Source organism: Actinomadura sp. 6N118, assembly GCF_044326415.1.
Classification (GTDB): Bacteria; Actinomycetota; Actinomycetes; order Streptosporangiales; family Streptosporangiaceae; genus Spirillospora.
Map to the genome: position 1 here is coordinate 114,574 of NZ_JBIRAZ010000026.1, position 16,445 is coordinate 131,018.

Sequence of the window (16,445 nt, forward strand, 5' to 3'; positions counted from 1 at the left end):
CTTGGGGGTGACCGGCCGGATCGCTTCGATGACCGGTATGAGCTCCTCAACCGAACCCGCCACGGTCACGCCGCGCGGTGCCCTGCGGCGCCCGGCGGAGCTGGCCCGGAGCGTCGACGTCACCGGGCTGGTCGACGCCGAGGGCGGCTTGCTGGACCGGGCGGTCTTCACCGACGAGACGGTGTACCGGCAGGAGATGCGCCGGGTCTTCGCGCCGAGCTGGCTGTTCCTGGCGCACACCGACCAGTTCCACCGCCCGGGTGACTTCTTCACCACCTGGATGGGTGAGGATCCGGTGATCGTCACCATGGACAAGAGCCGGCGGATCCGGGCCTACCTGAACTCCTGCCGCCACCGCGGCGCCCGCGTCTGCCGTGCGGACCTCGGCACCACCCGCAACTTCACCTGCACCTACCACGGCTGGTCGTACAACCTGGAGGGCGACCTGGTCAGCGTGCCCAACAGGGAGGGCTATCCCGGCTCGTTCGACACCGGCCAATGGGGCCTGGTCGAGGTACCGCACGTGGAGACCTACCGCGGGCTGATCTTCGGCACCTGGAATCCGGCGCCGGTGACGCTGCGGGAGTCGCTGGGCGACATGGCCTGGTACATGGACGCGATGCTCGACCATGACGAGAAGGGCACCGTGGTCGTCGGCGGCATCCACAAATGGGTGCTGGAGGGGAACTGGAAGCTCGCCGCCGAGCAGTTCGCCACCGACTGGTACCACGTGAACATGAGCCATGCCTCGGCGCTGATGGTGCTGGCTCCGGCAGGCAAGAAGCCCAAGCAGGAGATCGTTCACCGGGCCGGCCGGCAGTACGTCGACCCGAACGGGCACGGCGCCGGTTTCCCCGTCCATCCCAAGAACCGGTTCGACGCCAGAACGGTCCACGAATGGACGGACTACGACGCCCTGCGCGCACGCCTCGGCGACGCACGAGTGGAGGGCCCGCTGACCAACGGGCACGCCACCGTCTTCCCGAACTTCTCCTACCTGCCGGTCAACGGCTCGATCCGGATCTGGCACCCCAAGGGCCCAGGCCGGATGGAGGTGTGGGCCTGGACGATCGTCGACGCGTCCATGCCGGAGGAGGTCCGCGAGGCCCAGCGCCTGTACAACCTGCGGACCTTCGGTCCGAGCGGGGTGTTCGAGCAGGACGACGGCGAGAACTGGAGCGAGGTCCAGGGCACCGCCGGCGGCTTCATGGCCAACCGCGTCGCTCTCAACTACCAGATGGGCCTGGGAAGCGAACGCGAGGACGGCCGCCACCCCGGCATGACCAGCGAGTTGTACAGCGACGCCGCAGGCCGGTCCTTCTACGCGCGCTGGCGCACCTTGATGAACACCCCCGCCTGGCACGAGGAGCACGCATGAGCTCGGGCATCCGGGTCGCCGCCCTGGACGACATCCCGATCGGCGAGGGCCTCGCCGTGGACAAGAGCGTCACCGGGACCGACGACGACATCGCGCTGCTGCGTGACACCGACGGCACAGTCTGGGCGCTGAACGACACCTGCACCCACGAGACCGCCTCCCTGGCCGAGGGCTGGGTCGAGGACGGCTGCGTCGAATGCCCCCTGCACACCAGCAAGTTCTGTCTCAAGGACGGTGCCGTTCAAGGACTGCCCGCGACCGAGGACACTCGCCCGCACCGGGTCGAGGTCCGCGACGGCGAGGTCTTCGTGTTCCCCGGAGAGGCCCCCTGACATGGAGCTTCGGCGAACTGACAGGGAGCTCCGGCGAATCGTGATCGTCGGGGGCGGTGTCGCGGGCGTCAGCACCGCCGCCGCGCTCCGGTCCGGCGGCTACGACGGGGAGCTCACCCTGGTGGACGCAGGCGAGTTCCCCTATGACCGGCCCCCGCTGTCCAAGGATTTCCTCACCGGCGCCAAGGAGCTTGAAGACCTCGCTCTCCAGCCTCCGGATTGGTACGACGCCCAGTCGATCCGGCTGCTCGCCAGCACCACCGCAGTGGCGATCAAGCCGGCGTCAGGGACAGTGGAACTGTCCGATGGAAGAACCCTGCGGGCGGACCGTGTGGTCCTGGCGACAGGCGGGGGAGCAGCCCGCCCGCCGATCCCCGGCGCGGACGACCACCGTGTCCACCACCGCCTCCACGTCCTGCGGACCGCGCAGGACGCCGAACGTCTGCGCTCAGTGCTGGTTCCCGGAGCGCGGTTGCTGGTCGTCGGCGCGGGCTTGGTCGGCGCTGAGACGGCGGCGACCGCGGCAGGCCTGGGCTGCGACGTCGTCCTGGTCGACCCCATCAGTCCTCCGCTGACCGCTGCGGTCGGTCCGCTCATGGCCTCTTGGCTGCACCAAATGCACGCCCGCCGTGGCGTGAAGACCATCCAGGCGACGGTCGAGGCGTTCGCCGACCACTCCCACGGGCTGGCCGCACAGTTGTCACGCGAAGACGCGCCTCGGGTGTTCGACGCGGTCGTGCTGGGTGTCGGCATGACTCCGTCTGCCGGGTTGGCGGAGGCAGCCGGGCTGGAGTGCGAGGGCGGGATCGTGGTCGACGAAGGCCAGACCACCTCGCATCCGGCCGTGCTGGCGGTCGGTGATCCGACTCGCCGGCGGGTGAACGGCACGCTGACGCGCCGGGCCGAGCACTGGGAGGCGGCCCAGTACGACGGCAAACGCGCGGCGGCCTCGCTGCTCGGCGCCACCGTGCCCCGTTCCGCCGCCTCCTGGTTCTGGACCGACCGGCACGGCGTCCACGTCGAGGTCGTCGGCGAGATGGCGAAAGCGACCAGTGCCGTCGTGCGCGGCGAACCCGCGGAGGGCGGGCCGTTCTCGGTGTTCGGCCTGCTCGACGGGCGTGTGGTCGCCGCCGCCGCGGTCGACGACTCCGCGGCCGTCCGTGCCGCCCGCCGCATGATCGACCGTGGCGTTCCCGCCGACGCCGACGCACTGGCCGACCCCACGACCGATCTGCGTGCCCTCCTGCGCCGGCGGTCGGAACCCACCGCTGCGGCCGTCCCGTACAGCGGCGCACCGTAGTCGTTCCGCACAGCGGCACACACCGTAGCCGTAGCTCTTGAGAAGGGATCGAATGACCCCGTGAGCGTCACCACATCCGTGAACGCCCTGGACGGCCGGGCGGGGCTGCTCGCCGACCGTGACCTGCACTTCGAGGTCGAGCAGTTCTACTTCCGCGAGGCGGAGCTCCTTGACGACGGCCGCTATGCCGACTGGCTCGACCTGCTCGCCGACGACCTGGATTACTGGATGCCGACCCGCACCAACCGGCTGCGCCGCCAGCAGGCCTTCGCGGTCGCGGCGCGCGGCGAGGCGGCGTTCTACGACGAGACGAAGGAGAGCCTGGCCTGGCGGATCCGCCGGTTCGACTCCGGCATGGCCTGGGCCGAAGACCCGCCGTCCCGGACCCGCCATCTGGTCACCAATGTGGTCGCCCGCCATGTCGACCCCGACGAGCACCCGGGATTCGCCGAGGACGACCTGCTGGTGAAGTCGGCGTTCCTCGTCTACAGCAACCGGCTCGCACGCGAGGAGAACGTGTTCGCTGGCGGCCGTACCGACGTGCTCCGGCGGACGCCCGACGGGCTGCTGGTCGCGCGCAGGACGATCCTGCTCGACCAGAACGTCCTCCAGTCCAAGAACATCTCCACCTTCTTCTGATCTCTGATCCCCGACTCTCCGATCCCTGACTCTCCGAGGATGCGCTGTGATCGTCACTGGTACCGAACTGCCGACCACCCAGCACATGGTGCCGACCTCACTGGGGGACATCGCCGTCGCCGAGGTCGGTCACGGCCCGGCCCTGGTGATGCTGCACGGCGGCGGACCGGGCGCGTCCGGGGTTGGCAACTACCACCAGAATCTGCCGGCGCTGGCGTCCCGCTTCCGGGTGGTGCTGCCCGACCAGCCGGGCTTCGGTGGCAGCTACCGGCCCACCGAGGCCGACCTGGACGCCCGGTCGATCACCGAGATCACCGTGGACGCCCTGTTCCAGGCGCTGGACGCGCTCGGCATCGAGACCTTCCACCTGCTTGGAAACAGCCTCGGCGGCGCCGCCGCGATCGCGATGGCCCAGGCCCGCCGCGACCGCGTCAACGGCCTCGTCCTCATGGCGCCCGGCGGTGGCTGGCTGCCGTTCGGCCCCACCCCGACCGAAGGCCAGAAGGAGATGTTCCGCTACTACAACGCCGGCGGCCCGTCGGAGAAGAAGATGGCGGCGTTCATCCGTGCCATGGTCTTCGACCACAAGCAGTTCGGGGAGGACGTCGTACGGGTGCGTTACGAGGCGTCGCTGGACGAGAGCCACATCGCCTTCTATCACCGGTACAACGCCGCGTTCGCCAAACGGCACGGCATGGACCCGCTCTGGCGCGACCTCCACAAGATCAAGGCGCCGACCCTGCTGCTGTGGGGTCGCGACGACCGCACCATCACGCTCGACGGCGCCCAGATCATGCTCAAGCAGATACGGAACGTTCAGCTGCATGTGTTCGGCAACTGCGGCCACTGGGTCCAGCTGGAGCGGCAGCAGGACTTCGAGCGCCTCGTCACCGACTTCTTGGCAGGCCTGTGATGACCGGCGGGTCTGGCGCTACGGGCTGGCTGGCGGGCTACACCGCCCTCATCACGGGCGGAAGCTCCGGGATCGGCCGGGCAGTCGCCCACCGCTTCGTCGCCGAGGGCGCCTCGGTGGCGATCTACGGGCGGGGTCCGGATGCCCTGCGCGAAGCCGTCGCGGACTCTCCCGATCCCGGCCGCACCCACGCCATTGAGGGCGACGTCCGCGACTCCGAACGGCTGCACGAGGCCGTCGCCGAGACCGTCGACCGGTTCGGCAAGCTCGACACCCTGGTCGCCAACGCCGGTATCTGGGACTACCAGCGCCAGCTCACCCGGCTCACCGGCGCCGAACTCGCCGCGACGTTCGACGAGCTCTTCGCGGTCAACGTCAAGGGATACCTGCTGGCCGCCGAGGCCGCCTGGCGCGAGCTGGTGAAGACCCGCGGCAGCATCGTCATGACGCTGTCGAACGCCTCCTTCTACGTCAACGGCGGCGGCCCCATCTACACCGCCAGCAAGCACGCCTGCCTCGGTCTCATGCGCGAACTCGCGTACGAGCTGGCCCCCAAGATCAGGGTCAACGGCGTAGCGTGCGGCGGCATGAACACCGACCTCCGCGGTCCCGCCGCGCTCGCCCTCGACGGCCGCTCGCTCAGCGCCTCCTTCGCGAGGAAGAGGCCGGATTCGCCCCCACCGGCCATCCCGCTGTACGACTCCAGCACCGACCCGGTCGACTTCACCGGCTCCTACGTCCTCCTGGCCTCACGGGAGCAGAGCGGTCCCATCACGGGCCAGGCCATATCCGTTGACGGTGGCATAGGGGTAAGGGGTTTCGCCACGCCCGCCGGCGGCGACCACCTCTGAGCCACCTTCTGAGCCCAAGGAAACTGCGATGACCACCCCACACCCTGCGAACTCCGGCCAAAACGTCGACATCAATGCCGCCGCCATGGTCCACCGCCACGCTCTGCTCCGGCCAGACCACGTCGTCCTGCGCTACGACGGCGGTGACCTGACCTATGCGGAGCTCGACGACCGTGCCGCCCGGCTGGCGACCGTTCTGGCCGAGACCGGGGTCGGCAGTGGTGATCGCGTCGCCTATCTCGGACTCAACAGCCCGTCGTTCCTGCTCACGATGCTGGCCGCGTTCCGGCTGGGAGCGATCTTCGTGCCGGTGAACTTCCGGCTCGCCGGTCCCGAGCTGAACAGCGTCCTGGCCCGCAGCGGCGCGATCACTCTGGTCTGTGAACAGGGCCACCTGGCCGCCGCGGACAGCGCGTGTGAGGGCACGGCCCTGGAACGTCTCCTGCTCGTGGACGACGACCCGGCGATCCCCGCGGACGGCGTCACACCGGACGGCTGGGAGTTGTGGGCGGCCCTGGTGGCCAAAGCCGCTCCGTCCCCGGCTCTGGCCGCCCGGGGATTCGACGACCCGGCGATCTTGATGTTCACCTCCGGGACCACCGGGCTGCCCAAGGGCGTCCTGCTGACCCACGGGAACATCTGGTGGAACTCGATCAACGTCGACACGGTGATCGACACCCGCCGCGGCGACGTCACCCACGCCGTCGCACCGATCTTCCACGTCGGCGCCCTCAACAGCTTCCTCATGCGCACCCTGGTGCGCGGCGGCACGATCATCCTGCGCCGATCCTTCGACCCGGCCCGGACGCTGGCCGACTTCGTCGAGTACGGCGTCAACTCGACCTTCATGGTCCCGGCGATGCTCGCCGCGCTCGCCCGGGTCCCCGGGGTGTTCGACGCGGACCTTGAGCGGCTGCGGTCGATCGTGGTCGCCGGCGCGCCGGTCCCGCCCTCGCTGATCAAGCAGTACGCCGACCACGGCATCATCCTCCAGCAGGCGTGGGGGCTCACCGAGACCGCGCCGTTCGCCACCCACCTGCCCGCCGAGTTCACGCTCGCCAAACTCGGGTCGGCGGGGGTCGCGATGCCCCACACCGAGGTCCGGGTCGTCGACGTGCAGACCAACACTCCGCTGGAAGCGGGGGCCTCCGGCGAGATCGTGGTGCGCGGGCCGAACGTCACCCCCGGGTACTGGGAGAATCCCGAAGCGACGCGGGCCACGTTCGACGACGAAGGCTGGTTCCACTCCGGCGACATCGGATACCTCGACGAGGACGGCTACCTCTACATCGTCGACCGCCTCAAGGACATGATCATCAGCGGGGGTGAGAACGTCTACCCCGCCGAGGTCGAACGCGCCCTGGCCGACCTGCCCGGCCTCATCGACGTCGCCGTCGTCGGCGTCCCGGACGCCGAGTGGGGAGAGAAGGTCGTCGCGGTCGTCTCGCTCGCCCCGGACACCGGCCTCACATTGGACGAACTGCGTGCCCACGCCGGAGCCAAACTCGCCCGCTACAAGCTCCCGCGGGCCCTGCACATCGTGACATCGGTGCCCCGCAACGCCTCGGGCAAGCTCGACAAGCTCTCCATTCGCGCCATCGCCAGACAGGAAGGGTGACATGACGGCCGCGCCCCTGCAGCGGCTCCAGGCCTTCGTGCCCTGGACCGGCGATGTCATCGCGGCGAGCAGGAATCGCGCCACACTCCGGTTGCGGAGAGACGACGGCCTTTACGTGGTCATCGACGTCGAACGGTGTGCCGCCGGACGCCTTCGCGACACCTACCCTGCCGGCGGGCACGATGTCGAGATCGCCATCACCACGATCGGCGGCGCCCCGTTCGACGACGTCAGCACGGGCCCGGCTGCGTCCACGGCTGGGTCCGCGGCGGCCTCCGACGTGCTGCGCCAGGTGGTCACCACGATCTGGAACGCCGACTCCCGCTGCCGCAGAATCGTTCTCGCCGTCGCTCCGGAGGACCATGACACTGCGGGCTCCGCTCGGTCCGCAGGGTTCCGGCACGTTGCCGACGTCGACCTTCCCGACGCCGGGACGGTGGATCTGCTCGTCATCGAACCCGCCTGGGCCACCAGCGCCGACATGGACCTCGACCGGGTGCCGACCGTGTGAGCGCCCCCGGCAGAGCCCGTGCCGCTCCACCCGTTCACCGGGGCCCGGATCAGCTGACAAGTGTGCGCGAGGCCGCGGAAGCCGACCTGCGTGCCCGCAGCACCTCCTGCGCGGCCGCGGCCGCGACACGGCGCAGCTGCGGCGACCGGAGCCGGGTCTCGAGCCGTTCCGCCGGTCCGGCGATCGACATCGCCGCGACAGGCCGTCCGCCGGGCCCCATCACCGGGACCGCCACACAATTGAGGCCCGGTCGCGCCTCGCCGTCGTCGAAGGCGATGCCGTCCTGCCGGATCCTGTCCAGCTCGGCGGCCAGCGAGGAATCGTCGGTGATCGTCTGCGGGGTGAAACCTCGCAGGGGCGCCGCCAGCACCTCCGCCGCCGTCGCCGGCTCATAGGCCAGCAGCACCTTGCCGACCGCGGTGCAGTGCGCCGGCATGCGTCCGCCGATCCTGGACGGCGCGGGAACGGGACGGTGCCCGAACAGCTTGGCCAGATACACCACTTCGGTGCCGTGAAGGACTGCCAGGTGAACGGTCTCCTGAGTCAGCGAGAACAGGTCGGCCAAATAGGGGATCAGCAGGTCACGGATCCGGTCGTGCCCAGGTGCGTAAACGTGGCTGCCCAACTCGTGGAGCCGGCTGCCCAGCCGGTAGTTCCGGCCGACCCGTTCGACCACCTCGTTGCGTTCCAGCATGCCGAGCAGCCGGAAGGCGGTGGACTTGCTCAGCCCCGCCCTGCGGGCCAGCTCGCTGACGCCGACGCCGGAGTTGGCCTGCTCGCCGAAGGACAGCAGCAGGCTGATCGCCTTGTCGATCGCGGCACGGTCGTCGCGGGCCGGAGCGTTCGTGGCAAGAGGCATGGACTCACCTCACGGGGCGGGAGTGTCACTTACAATGTGCCGAAGTGGCATTTATTAGTGACGATAATGCGGACTCGGCGACGTGTGGTCAAGAGTGACGATGTGTCTATTTAAAGTGACGGAGGCGGCGTGACGGAGGCGAACCAGCTGGTCGCCAGGAATGTGAGACGTTTCCGGCGGGAGCGCGGCCTGTCCCTCGGAGAGGTCGCCCGCAGGTCCGGCCTGTCCAAGCAGACCCTGTCGAAGATCGAACAAGGGGTGGGCAATCCGACCGTGGACACCCTCTCCCAGCTGGGAGGGGCGCTGGACGTCTCGATCCGGCGATTGATGACCGAATGGGGGACCCCCGTCTTCGTCCAGCGTCAGGGAGAGGTCGAGTGGGCCGACGCCGAGGGCTGGTCAGAGCGGATCCTGGACGAGGTCTACGGTTCGGGGCATGTGCGCACGCTCCTGCTCCGGCTTGAGCGCACCCGGACGACGCCGGAGATCGGCCCGCACACCCCCGGTACCCTGCACCACCTCTACGTGATCACCGGCAAGCTCCGAACCGGTCCGCTGAGCGAGCCGGTGGACATCAGCGCCGGAGACTTCGTGCGCTTCCCCGGCGACGTCCCGCACCGCCACATCTGCCTGAGCGACCGCGTCGTCGCCCACATGGTCACCACCGTCCCCCAGGTCCACCAGATCGGACAGATCGTGCGCGGCCCGAACGAACCCCCTACGGAGACCTGAACCCGCGTTCGCCCAGTCATCAGGCGCGGCGGGCGGAGTGCCTGCGTGGACATGGTGCCATCCTCCACCGTCCTGGTACGGTGCGGCCGATCATGGTGCGCTACCCCCTGTGCCGCCGCTTTTCCCTGAGATCAAGCCTTCGAGGTCATCGCGATGCCGCACTCATTTGAAGACCCGGCTGAGGTTGGTACACCCGCCGGACGCGCCGAGCCTGCGCGGGTGGAGGTACCGGCGGAGGCGGAACCTGGCCGCTCCCAATGGGTGGACATGGGTTGGCAGGGCGTCCTGGGGTGGGCTGTCGCCACCGGGTTGTTCGTCTATTTCACGGTCGGCTTGACCGTGGTGGCGATTGTGATGGTGATCGTCGCCGGAGAAGTCGGAGCGGCTGCGGGGATGGTGGCTCTGGCATTGGTATGCGGACTGGTGAGCTGGCCCCTGGTACGGATGGCGCCGCGCTACTCCACCCGCCAAGGGTTCTTGGCGGACGGCACAGGGATCACGCTGGTGCAGGAACCCAAGCGATGGTTCCCTGGCCGTAACGCCCATATCCCCTGGCCACAGGTTCACCGTGTCCGCCAGGACCGGATCGTCGTCAGTGGCGGGAACGGCCGCACCGTCCACTACGTCATCGACATCGAACTGCGTGACCCTCTCCGCGATGCGGGACTGCCGACCTGGGCCGCCTTCGACGGCGACAAGGTCCGAATCCGGTCGAGGAAGACCAGGCAAGCAGAAATCGTCCGGGCACTGCGGGCGACCCGCCCCGACCTGCTCCCGGACGCCTGAGCATCGACCGCTGTTTGGAGGGTTCGGCAGGGAGACAATCGTCAGCGTTTCCGCGCACGGGTGAGCCAGATGAGGCCGGCGGCACCGCCCGCCGCGGCCAGCGTCCGCCGGTGCCGCATCAGCCACAGCTGATGGCTACGGGGATGGGCGTCCTCATCGAACGACCCGTGCGCGCCGAAGTCGTGCGCCCCGCTCCGGTCGGCGGGTTCCCAGAGATTGGCGGGCTGAGCGGGGTCCCGGCGTTCGCCCGTCTGCTGGGACCTGAAGCCGGTGCGGGCCAGGTAGCGGTCGACGAGGCCGGGGGCGAACTTGTTGGCGAGCAGGGTGGCGACGGTGCTTCCGCCGACCCAGTACTCGCGCCGCCCAGGATGTTCGGCGGCGTGGACCAGGGCGCGCGCGGCCACCTCCGGCTGGTAGATGGGCGGCACTGGCTGTGCCCGTCCGGGGAGCCGCGACAGCACCCAGTCGAACTGCGGGGTGTTGACCGCCGGCATGTGCACGATCGTCGTCTTCACCCCGCTGCCCGCATGCAGCAGCTCTGTCCGTAGGGACTCGTGGAAGCCCTGCACCGCGTGCTTCGCGCCGCAGTAGGCCGATTGGAGCGGGATACCGCGCTTGGCCAGAGCCGAACCGGTCTGGACGATCACTCCGCGGTCGCGCGGGAGCATGAGGTCCAGCGCGACCCGCGTCCCGTGGACGAAGCCCAGGTAGGTCACCTCGGTCACCCGCCGGAACTCCGCGGGCTCGATATCGGTGAACGGGGCGAACACCGAGCTGAACGCCACGTTCACCCAGACGTCGACCGGCCCCAGCTTCTCTTCGGCGCGCCGCCCGGCCCCCTGGACGGCGTCGAAGTCGGCCACGTCCACTGGCAGCACCAGCGCCTCACCGCCGGCGGCCGTGACATCCTCGGCCGCCGCCCGCAGCCCCGCCTCACCGCGCGCCAGCAGCGCCACCTTCGCGCCGCGCGCCGCGAACTCCCGCGCCGCCGCCCGCCCGATGCCACCACTGGCACCGGTGATCACAACAACACGACCGTTCATGGAACCACCCCTTCGGCTCCATTTCGGACCTACCCAGTCGGCCTCGAACATGCGGGTCATGGAGACCGCGAAATTACCCGCGGGTCTCATCGCCTTCATCCAGCACGCGAGGCGAACGACGAGGACGATGGGTCTTCAGGAATCCCAGAAGTTCGCCACGCTGCCGTTCGCCCACCATGGCGTCGGTGGCGTACCCCCCGAGAACGGATGGTTGACTGAGGAACCATGGCGGTGCCTAACACCAGCGGTGGCCGTCGGCGGCCTCGCAAAGATGGGGACCGGCGGGACCGATACCCGCTGCTAGCCGAGTGGGTTGCGGATGATCGCCGCGACCGCGGCCTGGGCCGCCGGGCCGCGGCGTGGGTGGAGGAGTACTGGCACCATCGCCAGGGCGGCCCTACCTGGTACGCCCTCGCAGAGTACGTCCGGCCTGATCTGGCCCTGGTTCCGGATACTGCCCGCCGCTGGTACGCCAGCCAGCTCGTCAACCGCCTCATGGATCAGGGCTGGCTCGACGACGGCACCGGCACCGGCCCGCTCGTGCCCGGCCCACGCTTCCAGCAGGAATCGTCCACGGCCTCGCGACACGATCCTCCGCCCCCGGCCGGTCACACCGAACATGACGAGCCGCAGTGGGCTCCCGGTCGCCTGTTCTAAGGTGCCGTGCTGCCGGTGTCCTGTTTCTTGGTGGCCATCAGGCTGGTCGTGGTGGTGATCGCGAGAACGAGGACGATGACGCCGAGAGAGACCGGCACGCTGATCTCCGGAACGTGCACCCCGGACTCGTGCAGGGCGTGCAGCACCAGCTTGACCCCGATGAAGCCCAGGATGATGGACAGCCCGTAGGACAGGTGGACCAGCCTCCTCAGCAGCCCGCCGATGAGGAAGTACAGCTGGCGCAGGCCCATCAGAGCGAAGGCGTTGGCGGTGAAGACGATGTACGGGTCCTCGGTCAGGCCGTAGATCGCCGGGATGGAGTCCAGGGCGAACAGCACGTCGGTGGAGCCGATCGCCAGCATGACGACCATCATCGGGGTCATCACGCGCCTGCCGTTCTCCTGAACGAACAGCTTGGTGCCGTGGTAGCGGTCCGCCACGCCGAAGCGGCGCTCGACCACCTTGAGCAGCTTGTTCTCCTGGTAATCCTCGTGGTGTTCCTCGTGGCGGGCGTCCTGGACGAGCTTCCACGCGGTCCAGATCAGGAAGGCGCCGAAGATGTAGAAGACCCAGGAGAAGGTCGAGATGATCGCTGCGCCGGCGGCGATGAACCCCGCGCGCATGACCAGCGCCATGAGGACGCCGATCATCAGCACACGCGCCTGGTACTGGGACGGCACCGCGAACTTCGCCATGATCAGCACGAACACGAACAGGTTGTCCACGCTGAGGGACTTCTCGGTGATGAACCCCGCGAAGAATTCCCCGGCCGGCTGCCCTCCCTCGAAGGCCAGCAGGCCGAACCCGAAGGCGATGGCCAGGGCGACCCAGATGGCCGACCAGATGCTCGCTTCCTTGATGGACACGTCGTGCGGCTTGCGCCCGATGGCGAAATCAATGGCGATGAGGACGCACAGCGCAGCGACCGTCAGCGCCCAGACGCTAAAAGATACGTTCACTGTTCCTCCGGAGGCAGACGGCCACAATGTTGCCACCACCAGGAATCGCGGCAGCACGGGGTGTCCCCTACTGCCCCGACTGCCCCGGCTGACCCCCGAGGGTCGGTCGTCGTTGAACCGTGGGCGTCGCTTGTACGTACAGATCAGTGTTGCTCATGTGTCTCGGTTGCCCCGGCCGAGCCGGACACCCCGGAGAACGTCCTGACTATCCAGCTGAAGCCGATCGAGAAGGTCGCAGCCGGCGACGCCGGTGACGATGGCGCACCGGCCGGCTCCCGCACTGCCGGCCGCCTGCGCACCGCCGTCAGCTGGACGCTCACGGCCCTCGCCGGCGCACTCGTGTTGTTCATCCTGCTCACGCCGATCACGTTCAAGAACGTCACGCCGGGCGCGTTCGCGCGCATCCCGATGGAGGCGGTCGTCGGTGCCGGGCTGCTCCTCGTCCTGCCCGGGCGTGCGCGGAAGGTCGCCGCGACGCTGGCCGGTCTGGGCCTGGGCCTCCTGCTGGTCTTCAAGATCGTGGACATGGGCTTCCACGAGACCCTGGCCCGCCCGTTCGACCCCGTGCTCGACTGGCCGTTCCTCAGGGCCGGCATGGAGTTCGCCACCAGCACGTTCGGCAAGGCCGGCGGGATCGGTGTGATCATCCTGTTCGTCTTGTTGATCGTCGGCGTGCTGGTTCTCACGACGTTGTCGGTGCGGCGGCTGACCCGGACGCTCGTCCAGCGCCGGAGGGCGACGACCGTGTCGGTCGCCGTGGCCGGGACCGCCTGGATCGCTTGCGCCACGCTCGGCGCGCAGCTCGTCCCGGGCGTGGACGTCGCCGGGATGGGAGCGACCAAGCTGGCGATGAAGCGTGCTGCCAAGGTGCATGACAGCCTTCTGGACGACAGTACGTTCGGCAAGGCAGTTCGTGTCGACGCCTTCCGCGCCACTCCGGGCGACCAACTCCTGAGGGGCTTGCGGGGCAAGGACGTCGTTTTCACGTTCGTCGAGAGCTATGGCCGGACTGTGGCCGATACTCCTGAGATCCGGGCGCTGGGGGAGTCTGCTACGCGCCGGCTCCGTACGGCCGGGTTCGAATCCCGCAGCGCCTTCCTCACGTCCCCCACGGCCGGTGGAGGAAGCTGGCTGGCCCATGCCACGCTGCTCTCCGGCGTATGGGTCAACAATCAGCAGCGCTACAAGAAATTGGTGTCCGGCGATCGCCTGACCCTCAACCGCGCGTTCCGCCGCGCGGGCTGGCGCAGCGTCGGTGTCATGCCGGGCGTGATGCGGGCTTGGCCAGAGGCCAAGTACTTCGGCTACGACCAGTGGTACCCATCCTGGAACCTCGGATATCGCGGGCCGCGCTTTGGCTGGTCTCCCGTACCCGATCAGTACACCCTGGCGCAGTTCCAGCGCCTGGAGCACGGTAAGAAGGGGGACGCCCCGTTGATGGCCGAGATTCCCCTGGGGTCCAGTCATGCGCCCTGGGCACCCATCCCGAAGATGCTCGGATGGGACCAGCTCGGGGACGGTTCCGTCTACAACGCCATTCGCGCGGCGGCTCAAAGCAGAGAGGACGTATGGAAGAGCACCGACCGGATCCGCACTGAATACCGGCGTTCCATCGAGTACTCGCTGGAGAGCATCACCTCCTACGTGGAGAAGTACGGCGACGACAAACTGGTGCTGGTCTTCCTCGGCGATCACCAGCCCCTTCCGGTCGCGACGGGCGGAGCCACGACCCGGGATGTGCCGATCACCATCGTCACCCGTGACAAGAAGGTGCTGGACCGGGTTTCCTCCACCATGAAATGGCAGGACGCATTCGTGCCTCGCGCCGGAGCGCCGGTCTGGCCGATGAGCTCCTTCCGCGACCGGTTCCTGAGCACGTTCGCCCAGTAGTCCACGTGGCCGCTGGCGGCGTTGGCCGGGGTGTCGGCCGGCGGCGTTGGCCGGGGTGTCGGCCGGCGGCGTTGGCCGGGGTGTCAGCCAGCGGGTCTTACTTCGACCAGGTGACTGGGAGCTCCCGCAGGCCACGGACCGCCAGGCCGTCCTTCCAGCGCAGCTCCTCCTTGGGAACGGCCAGGCGCAGGTCCGGGAAGCGTGCCAGCAGCGTGCCGATCGTGACCTGCAGCTCAAGCCGTGCGAGATGGGCGCCCAGGCAGTGGTGGATGCCGTGCCCGAAGGCCAGGTGCGGGTTCTCCGGCCGGTCGAAGTCCAGGGTGTCGCCGTTGACGAAGACGCTCTCGTCGCGGCTGGCCGCGGTCCGGGCCACCACCACGGTGTCGCCCTCCCGGATGTGCACGCCGCCCAGCTCCACGTCGGCGGTGGCGACCCGTGGCAGGCCGGGTGTCGCGCCCAGAGGGAGGAGCCGCAGCAGCTCCTCCAGAGCGGCGGGGACCAGATCCGGCTCGGCGACCAGCCGTTCCCAGTGGTGTCGCTGGTCGAGCAACGTGTAGGTGAAGTTGGCGATCTGGCCCGCCGTGGTCTCGAAGCCGGCGATCAGCAACGTCGTGGCCAGGCTGAGCAGTTCCGCCGACGACAGCCCGTCCTCGTCGGCGGGTAGCTGCGCCAGGGCCGACAGCAGGTCCTCGGCGGGTTCCGTGCGCCGCTGGGCGATCAGCTCGGTCAGGTAGGCGTCCAGCTGCGCGGCGGCCTCGGCCATCTGTTCGGGTGTATGGGCCGAGACCGAGAGCCGTGCGGCCGACCATTCGGTGAACCGGTCCCGGTCATCGGCCGGAACGCCGAGCAGTTCGCAGATCACCGTCACCGGCAGTGGCAGCGCGAGGTGCTCGACCAGATCGGCCGGAGCGCCGTGCGCGGCCATGTCGTCCAGTAGCCCGGTCACGATCTGCTCGATGCGGGGCCGCATCCGCTGCACTCGCCGGTGCGTGAATGCGGTCAGCGCGAGGCGCCGGACCCGGGTGTGCTCGGGCGGGTCCATGTCGGCGATCGAGAGCGCCTTTCCCCGGGCCCCGAAGGGCAGGCCACCGGCTCGTGCCCGGCTGAACACCGGGTCGGCGAACACCCGGCGGGCGTCCTCCCAGCGGGTCACCAGCCAGGCGTCCACGCCGTTGCGCAGGCGGATCTTGGAGACGGGACGGTTCTCACGCAGCCAGCCATAGTGGGGGTCGAGGTCCAGGCGGTCGATCGTGAACTCGTGCTCGGTTTCCATACCCAGATCATGGGCATCGCCGGGACGTCCCCGTCACCCCTGCGGGCCGTATCCGGCCACCTATGACCGCCACATCGAAGTATGGCGTTGCGGTTGAAGCCCACGGTGCGTAACTAGGCACTTTTGAGAATTTCATGGCTCGTATGAAGGTGGGCCGGAGGAAGTGCGCGTTGTCAAAGCGCCCGTCACCGAGAGAGTTTTCGCCGCCTAATCGACTTCCTGATGAACGCCGGATGGCTGGAGTGGGTTGTCCGATGACGGAAAAGCCGATGCTGTGGACGTGAATCTCCGATGCCTGATTGCGGCCTGGTCAGGTAGGACTTCGGAGTTCGCTGACGCTGGTGCTGACCCCCGGTGTGGTGCTGCTGAGCGGCTCGACCCGCACATCCCCCGGCATCGAGCTTCCTTCCGCGCAGTCTGGTCCTGCCGAGCGTCAGGGACTGAGGACTCGACACACCCGATCCAAGCCCCTGGCCACGGTGGATGAGATCTTGCTGGGGTGGCAATCTGCCCAGACTCCCTCCGTGGAGGAAAATTTGCGACATCACTCGTACGAGGGGTGCGTTAATTGGACCCTTCGTCAGCACAGGGTTGTTGAAGTTTGCGCGGCTTGGTGGCAAGATCTCTCCCGCCGGGAAATTTGAGGGTTATTCGCGTTGGGGCTGCAATGTGCGAATTTCGCGTCAATCAGACTGGCCTGCGTA

Annotated in this window: 16 protein-coding genes; 12 read left to right on the top strand and 4 right to left on the bottom strand. The window is 68.6% G+C overall.

The window, feature by feature from the left end; translation table 11 throughout:
* The first annotated feature begins 37 nt into the window (after positions 1–37).
* Genes ACH34W_RS45845 through ACH34W_RS45880 form a run of 8 tightly spaced genes read left to right on the top strand, consistent with a single transcriptional unit; the run spans position 38 to position 7,542 of the window.
* Positions 38–1,378, top strand: a complete 1,341-nt coding sequence (locus ACH34W_RS45845; RefSeq protein ID WP_395967533.1) for an aromatic ring-hydroxylating dioxygenase subunit alpha — start codon at positions 38–40, stop codon at positions 1,376–1,378.
* Positions 1,375–1,710 (top strand): non-heme iron oxygenase ferredoxin subunit, encoded by a 336-nt coding sequence (locus tag ACH34W_RS45850; RefSeq protein ID WP_395967534.1) that lies wholly within the window; start codon positions 1,375–1,377, stop codon positions 1,708–1,710. Before ACH34W_RS45845 ends, ACH34W_RS45850 begins: the two co-directional genes overlap by 4 nt.
* A 40-nt stretch (positions 1,711–1,750) precedes the next feature.
* A complete protein-coding gene (locus ACH34W_RS45855) occupies positions 1,751–3,010 on the top strand; it encodes an NAD(P)/FAD-dependent oxidoreductase (RefSeq protein WP_395967535.1) in 1,260 nt (419 codons plus the stop codon).
* 60 nt (positions 3,011–3,070) lie between these two features.
* Positions 3,071–3,649: a 3-phenylpropionate/cinnamic acid dioxygenase subunit beta gene (locus ACH34W_RS45860; protein WP_395967536.1), complete on the top strand. Its 579-nt coding sequence runs from the start codon at positions 3,071–3,073 to the stop codon at positions 3,647–3,649.
* Positions 3,650–3,695: 46 nt separating this feature from the next.
* Entirely contained in the window at positions 3,696–4,562 is an 867-nt protein-coding gene (locus ACH34W_RS45865) for an alpha/beta fold hydrolase (RefSeq protein ID WP_395967537.1), read from the top strand.
* Positions 4,562–5,413, top strand: coding sequence for an SDR family NAD(P)-dependent oxidoreductase (locus tag ACH34W_RS45870; RefSeq protein WP_395967538.1), 852 nt, complete (start codon positions 4,562–4,564; stop codon positions 5,411–5,413). The genes ACH34W_RS45865 and ACH34W_RS45870 overlap by 1 nt, the downstream gene beginning before the upstream one ends.
* Before the next feature lie 28 nt (positions 5,414–5,441).
* Positions 5,442–7,031, top strand: coding sequence for a long-chain fatty acid--CoA ligase (locus ACH34W_RS45875; RefSeq protein ID WP_395967539.1), 1,590 nt, complete (start codon positions 5,442–5,444; stop codon positions 7,029–7,031).
* A gap of 1 nt (position 7,032) precedes the next feature.
* Entirely contained in the window at positions 7,033–7,542 is a 510-nt protein-coding gene (locus tag ACH34W_RS45880; RefSeq protein ID WP_395967540.1) for a hypothetical protein, read from the top strand.
* Between the two features lie 49 nt (positions 7,543–7,591).
* Here ACH34W_RS45880 and ACH34W_RS45885 read toward each other — a convergent pair whose 3' ends face one another.
* Entirely contained in the window at positions 7,592–8,401 is an 810-nt protein-coding gene (locus ACH34W_RS45885; protein ID WP_395967541.1) for an IclR family transcriptional regulator, read from the bottom strand.
* Positions 8,402–8,530: 129 nt separating this feature from the next.
* Here ACH34W_RS45885 and ACH34W_RS45890 point away from each other — a divergent pair, with 129 nt between their 5' ends.
* Entirely contained in the window at positions 8,531–9,133 is a 603-nt protein-coding gene (locus ACH34W_RS45890) for a helix-turn-helix domain-containing protein (protein ID WP_395967542.1), read from the top strand.
* Positions 9,134–9,352: 219 nt separating this feature from the next.
* Positions 9,353–9,919, top strand: coding sequence for a hypothetical protein (locus ACH34W_RS45895; protein ID WP_395967543.1), 567 nt, complete (start codon positions 9,353–9,355; stop codon positions 9,917–9,919).
* A 41-nt stretch (positions 9,920–9,960) separates the two neighbouring features.
* On the opposite strand, the gene ACH34W_RS45900 is transcribed toward ACH34W_RS45895, so the two are convergent.
* The gene (locus ACH34W_RS45900; protein ID WP_395967544.1) at positions 9,961–10,962 is read right to left on the bottom strand and encodes an SDR family oxidoreductase; all 1,002 of its coding nucleotides are present in this window, start codon (positions 10,960–10,962) and stop codon (positions 9,961–9,963) included.
* A 225-nt stretch (positions 10,963–11,187) separates the two neighbouring features.
* Between ACH34W_RS45900 and ACH34W_RS45905 the strand changes: the two genes are divergently transcribed.
* Complete coding sequence (locus ACH34W_RS45905) at positions 11,188–11,619, top strand: hypothetical protein (RefSeq protein WP_395967545.1); 432 nt, start codon at positions 11,188–11,190, stop codon at positions 11,617–11,619.
* Here the strand turns inward: ACH34W_RS45905 and ACH34W_RS45910 are convergent.
* The gene (locus tag ACH34W_RS45910; protein ID WP_395967546.1) at positions 11,616–12,578 is read right to left on the bottom strand and encodes a TerC family protein; all 963 of its coding nucleotides are present in this window, start codon (positions 12,576–12,578) and stop codon (positions 11,616–11,618) included. The genes ACH34W_RS45905 and ACH34W_RS45910 overlap by 4 nt on opposite strands.
* A gap of 339 nt (positions 12,579–12,917) precedes the next feature.
* Here ACH34W_RS45910 and ACH34W_RS45915 point away from each other — a divergent pair, with 339 nt between their 5' ends.
* Positions 12,918–14,468 (top strand): sulfatase, encoded by a 1,551-nt coding sequence (locus ACH34W_RS45915; protein WP_395967547.1) that lies wholly within the window; start codon positions 12,918–12,920, stop codon positions 14,466–14,468.
* A gap of 97 nt (positions 14,469–14,565) precedes the next feature.
* Here the strand turns inward: ACH34W_RS45915 and ACH34W_RS45920 are convergent, their stop codons facing one another.
* Positions 14,566–15,741 (bottom strand): cytochrome P450, encoded by a 1,176-nt coding sequence (locus ACH34W_RS45920; RefSeq protein WP_395967548.1) that lies wholly within the window; start codon positions 15,739–15,741, stop codon positions 14,566–14,568.
* Positions 15,742–16,445: the final 704 nt, after the last annotated feature.

Coding starts and splice junctions, on each gene's coding strand:
- ACH34W_RS45845 (WP_395967533.1), top strand. CDS start 38: ATGAGCTCCTCAACCGAACCCGCCACGGTCACGCCGCGCGGTGCCCTG.
- ACH34W_RS45850 (WP_395967534.1), top strand. CDS start 1,375: ATGAGCTCGGGCATCCGGGTCGCCGCCCTGGACGACATCCCGATCGGC.
- ACH34W_RS45870 (WP_395967538.1), top strand. CDS start 4,562: ATGACCGGCGGGTCTGGCGCTACGGGCTGGCTGGCGGGCTACACCGCC.
- ACH34W_RS45875 (WP_395967539.1), top strand. CDS start 5,442: ATGACCACCCCACACCCTGCGAACTCCGGCCAAAACGTCGACATCAAT.
- ACH34W_RS45880 (WP_395967540.1), top strand. CDS start 7,033: ATGACGGCCGCGCCCCTGCAGCGGCTCCAGGCCTTCGTGCCCTGGACC.
- ACH34W_RS45885 (WP_395967541.1), bottom strand. CDS start 8,401: ATGCCTCTTGCCACGAACGCTCCGGCCCGCGACGACCGTGCCGCGATC.
- ACH34W_RS45900 (WP_395967544.1), bottom strand. CDS start 10,962: ATGAACGGTCGTGTTGTTGTGATCACCGGTGCCAGTGGTGGCATCGGG.
- ACH34W_RS45905 (WP_395967545.1), top strand. CDS start 11,188: ATGGCGGTGCCTAACACCAGCGGTGGCCGTCGGCGGCCTCGCAAAGAT.
- ACH34W_RS45920 (WP_395967548.1), bottom strand. CDS start 15,741: ATGGAAACCGAGCACGAGTTCACGATCGACCGCCTGGACCTCGACCCC.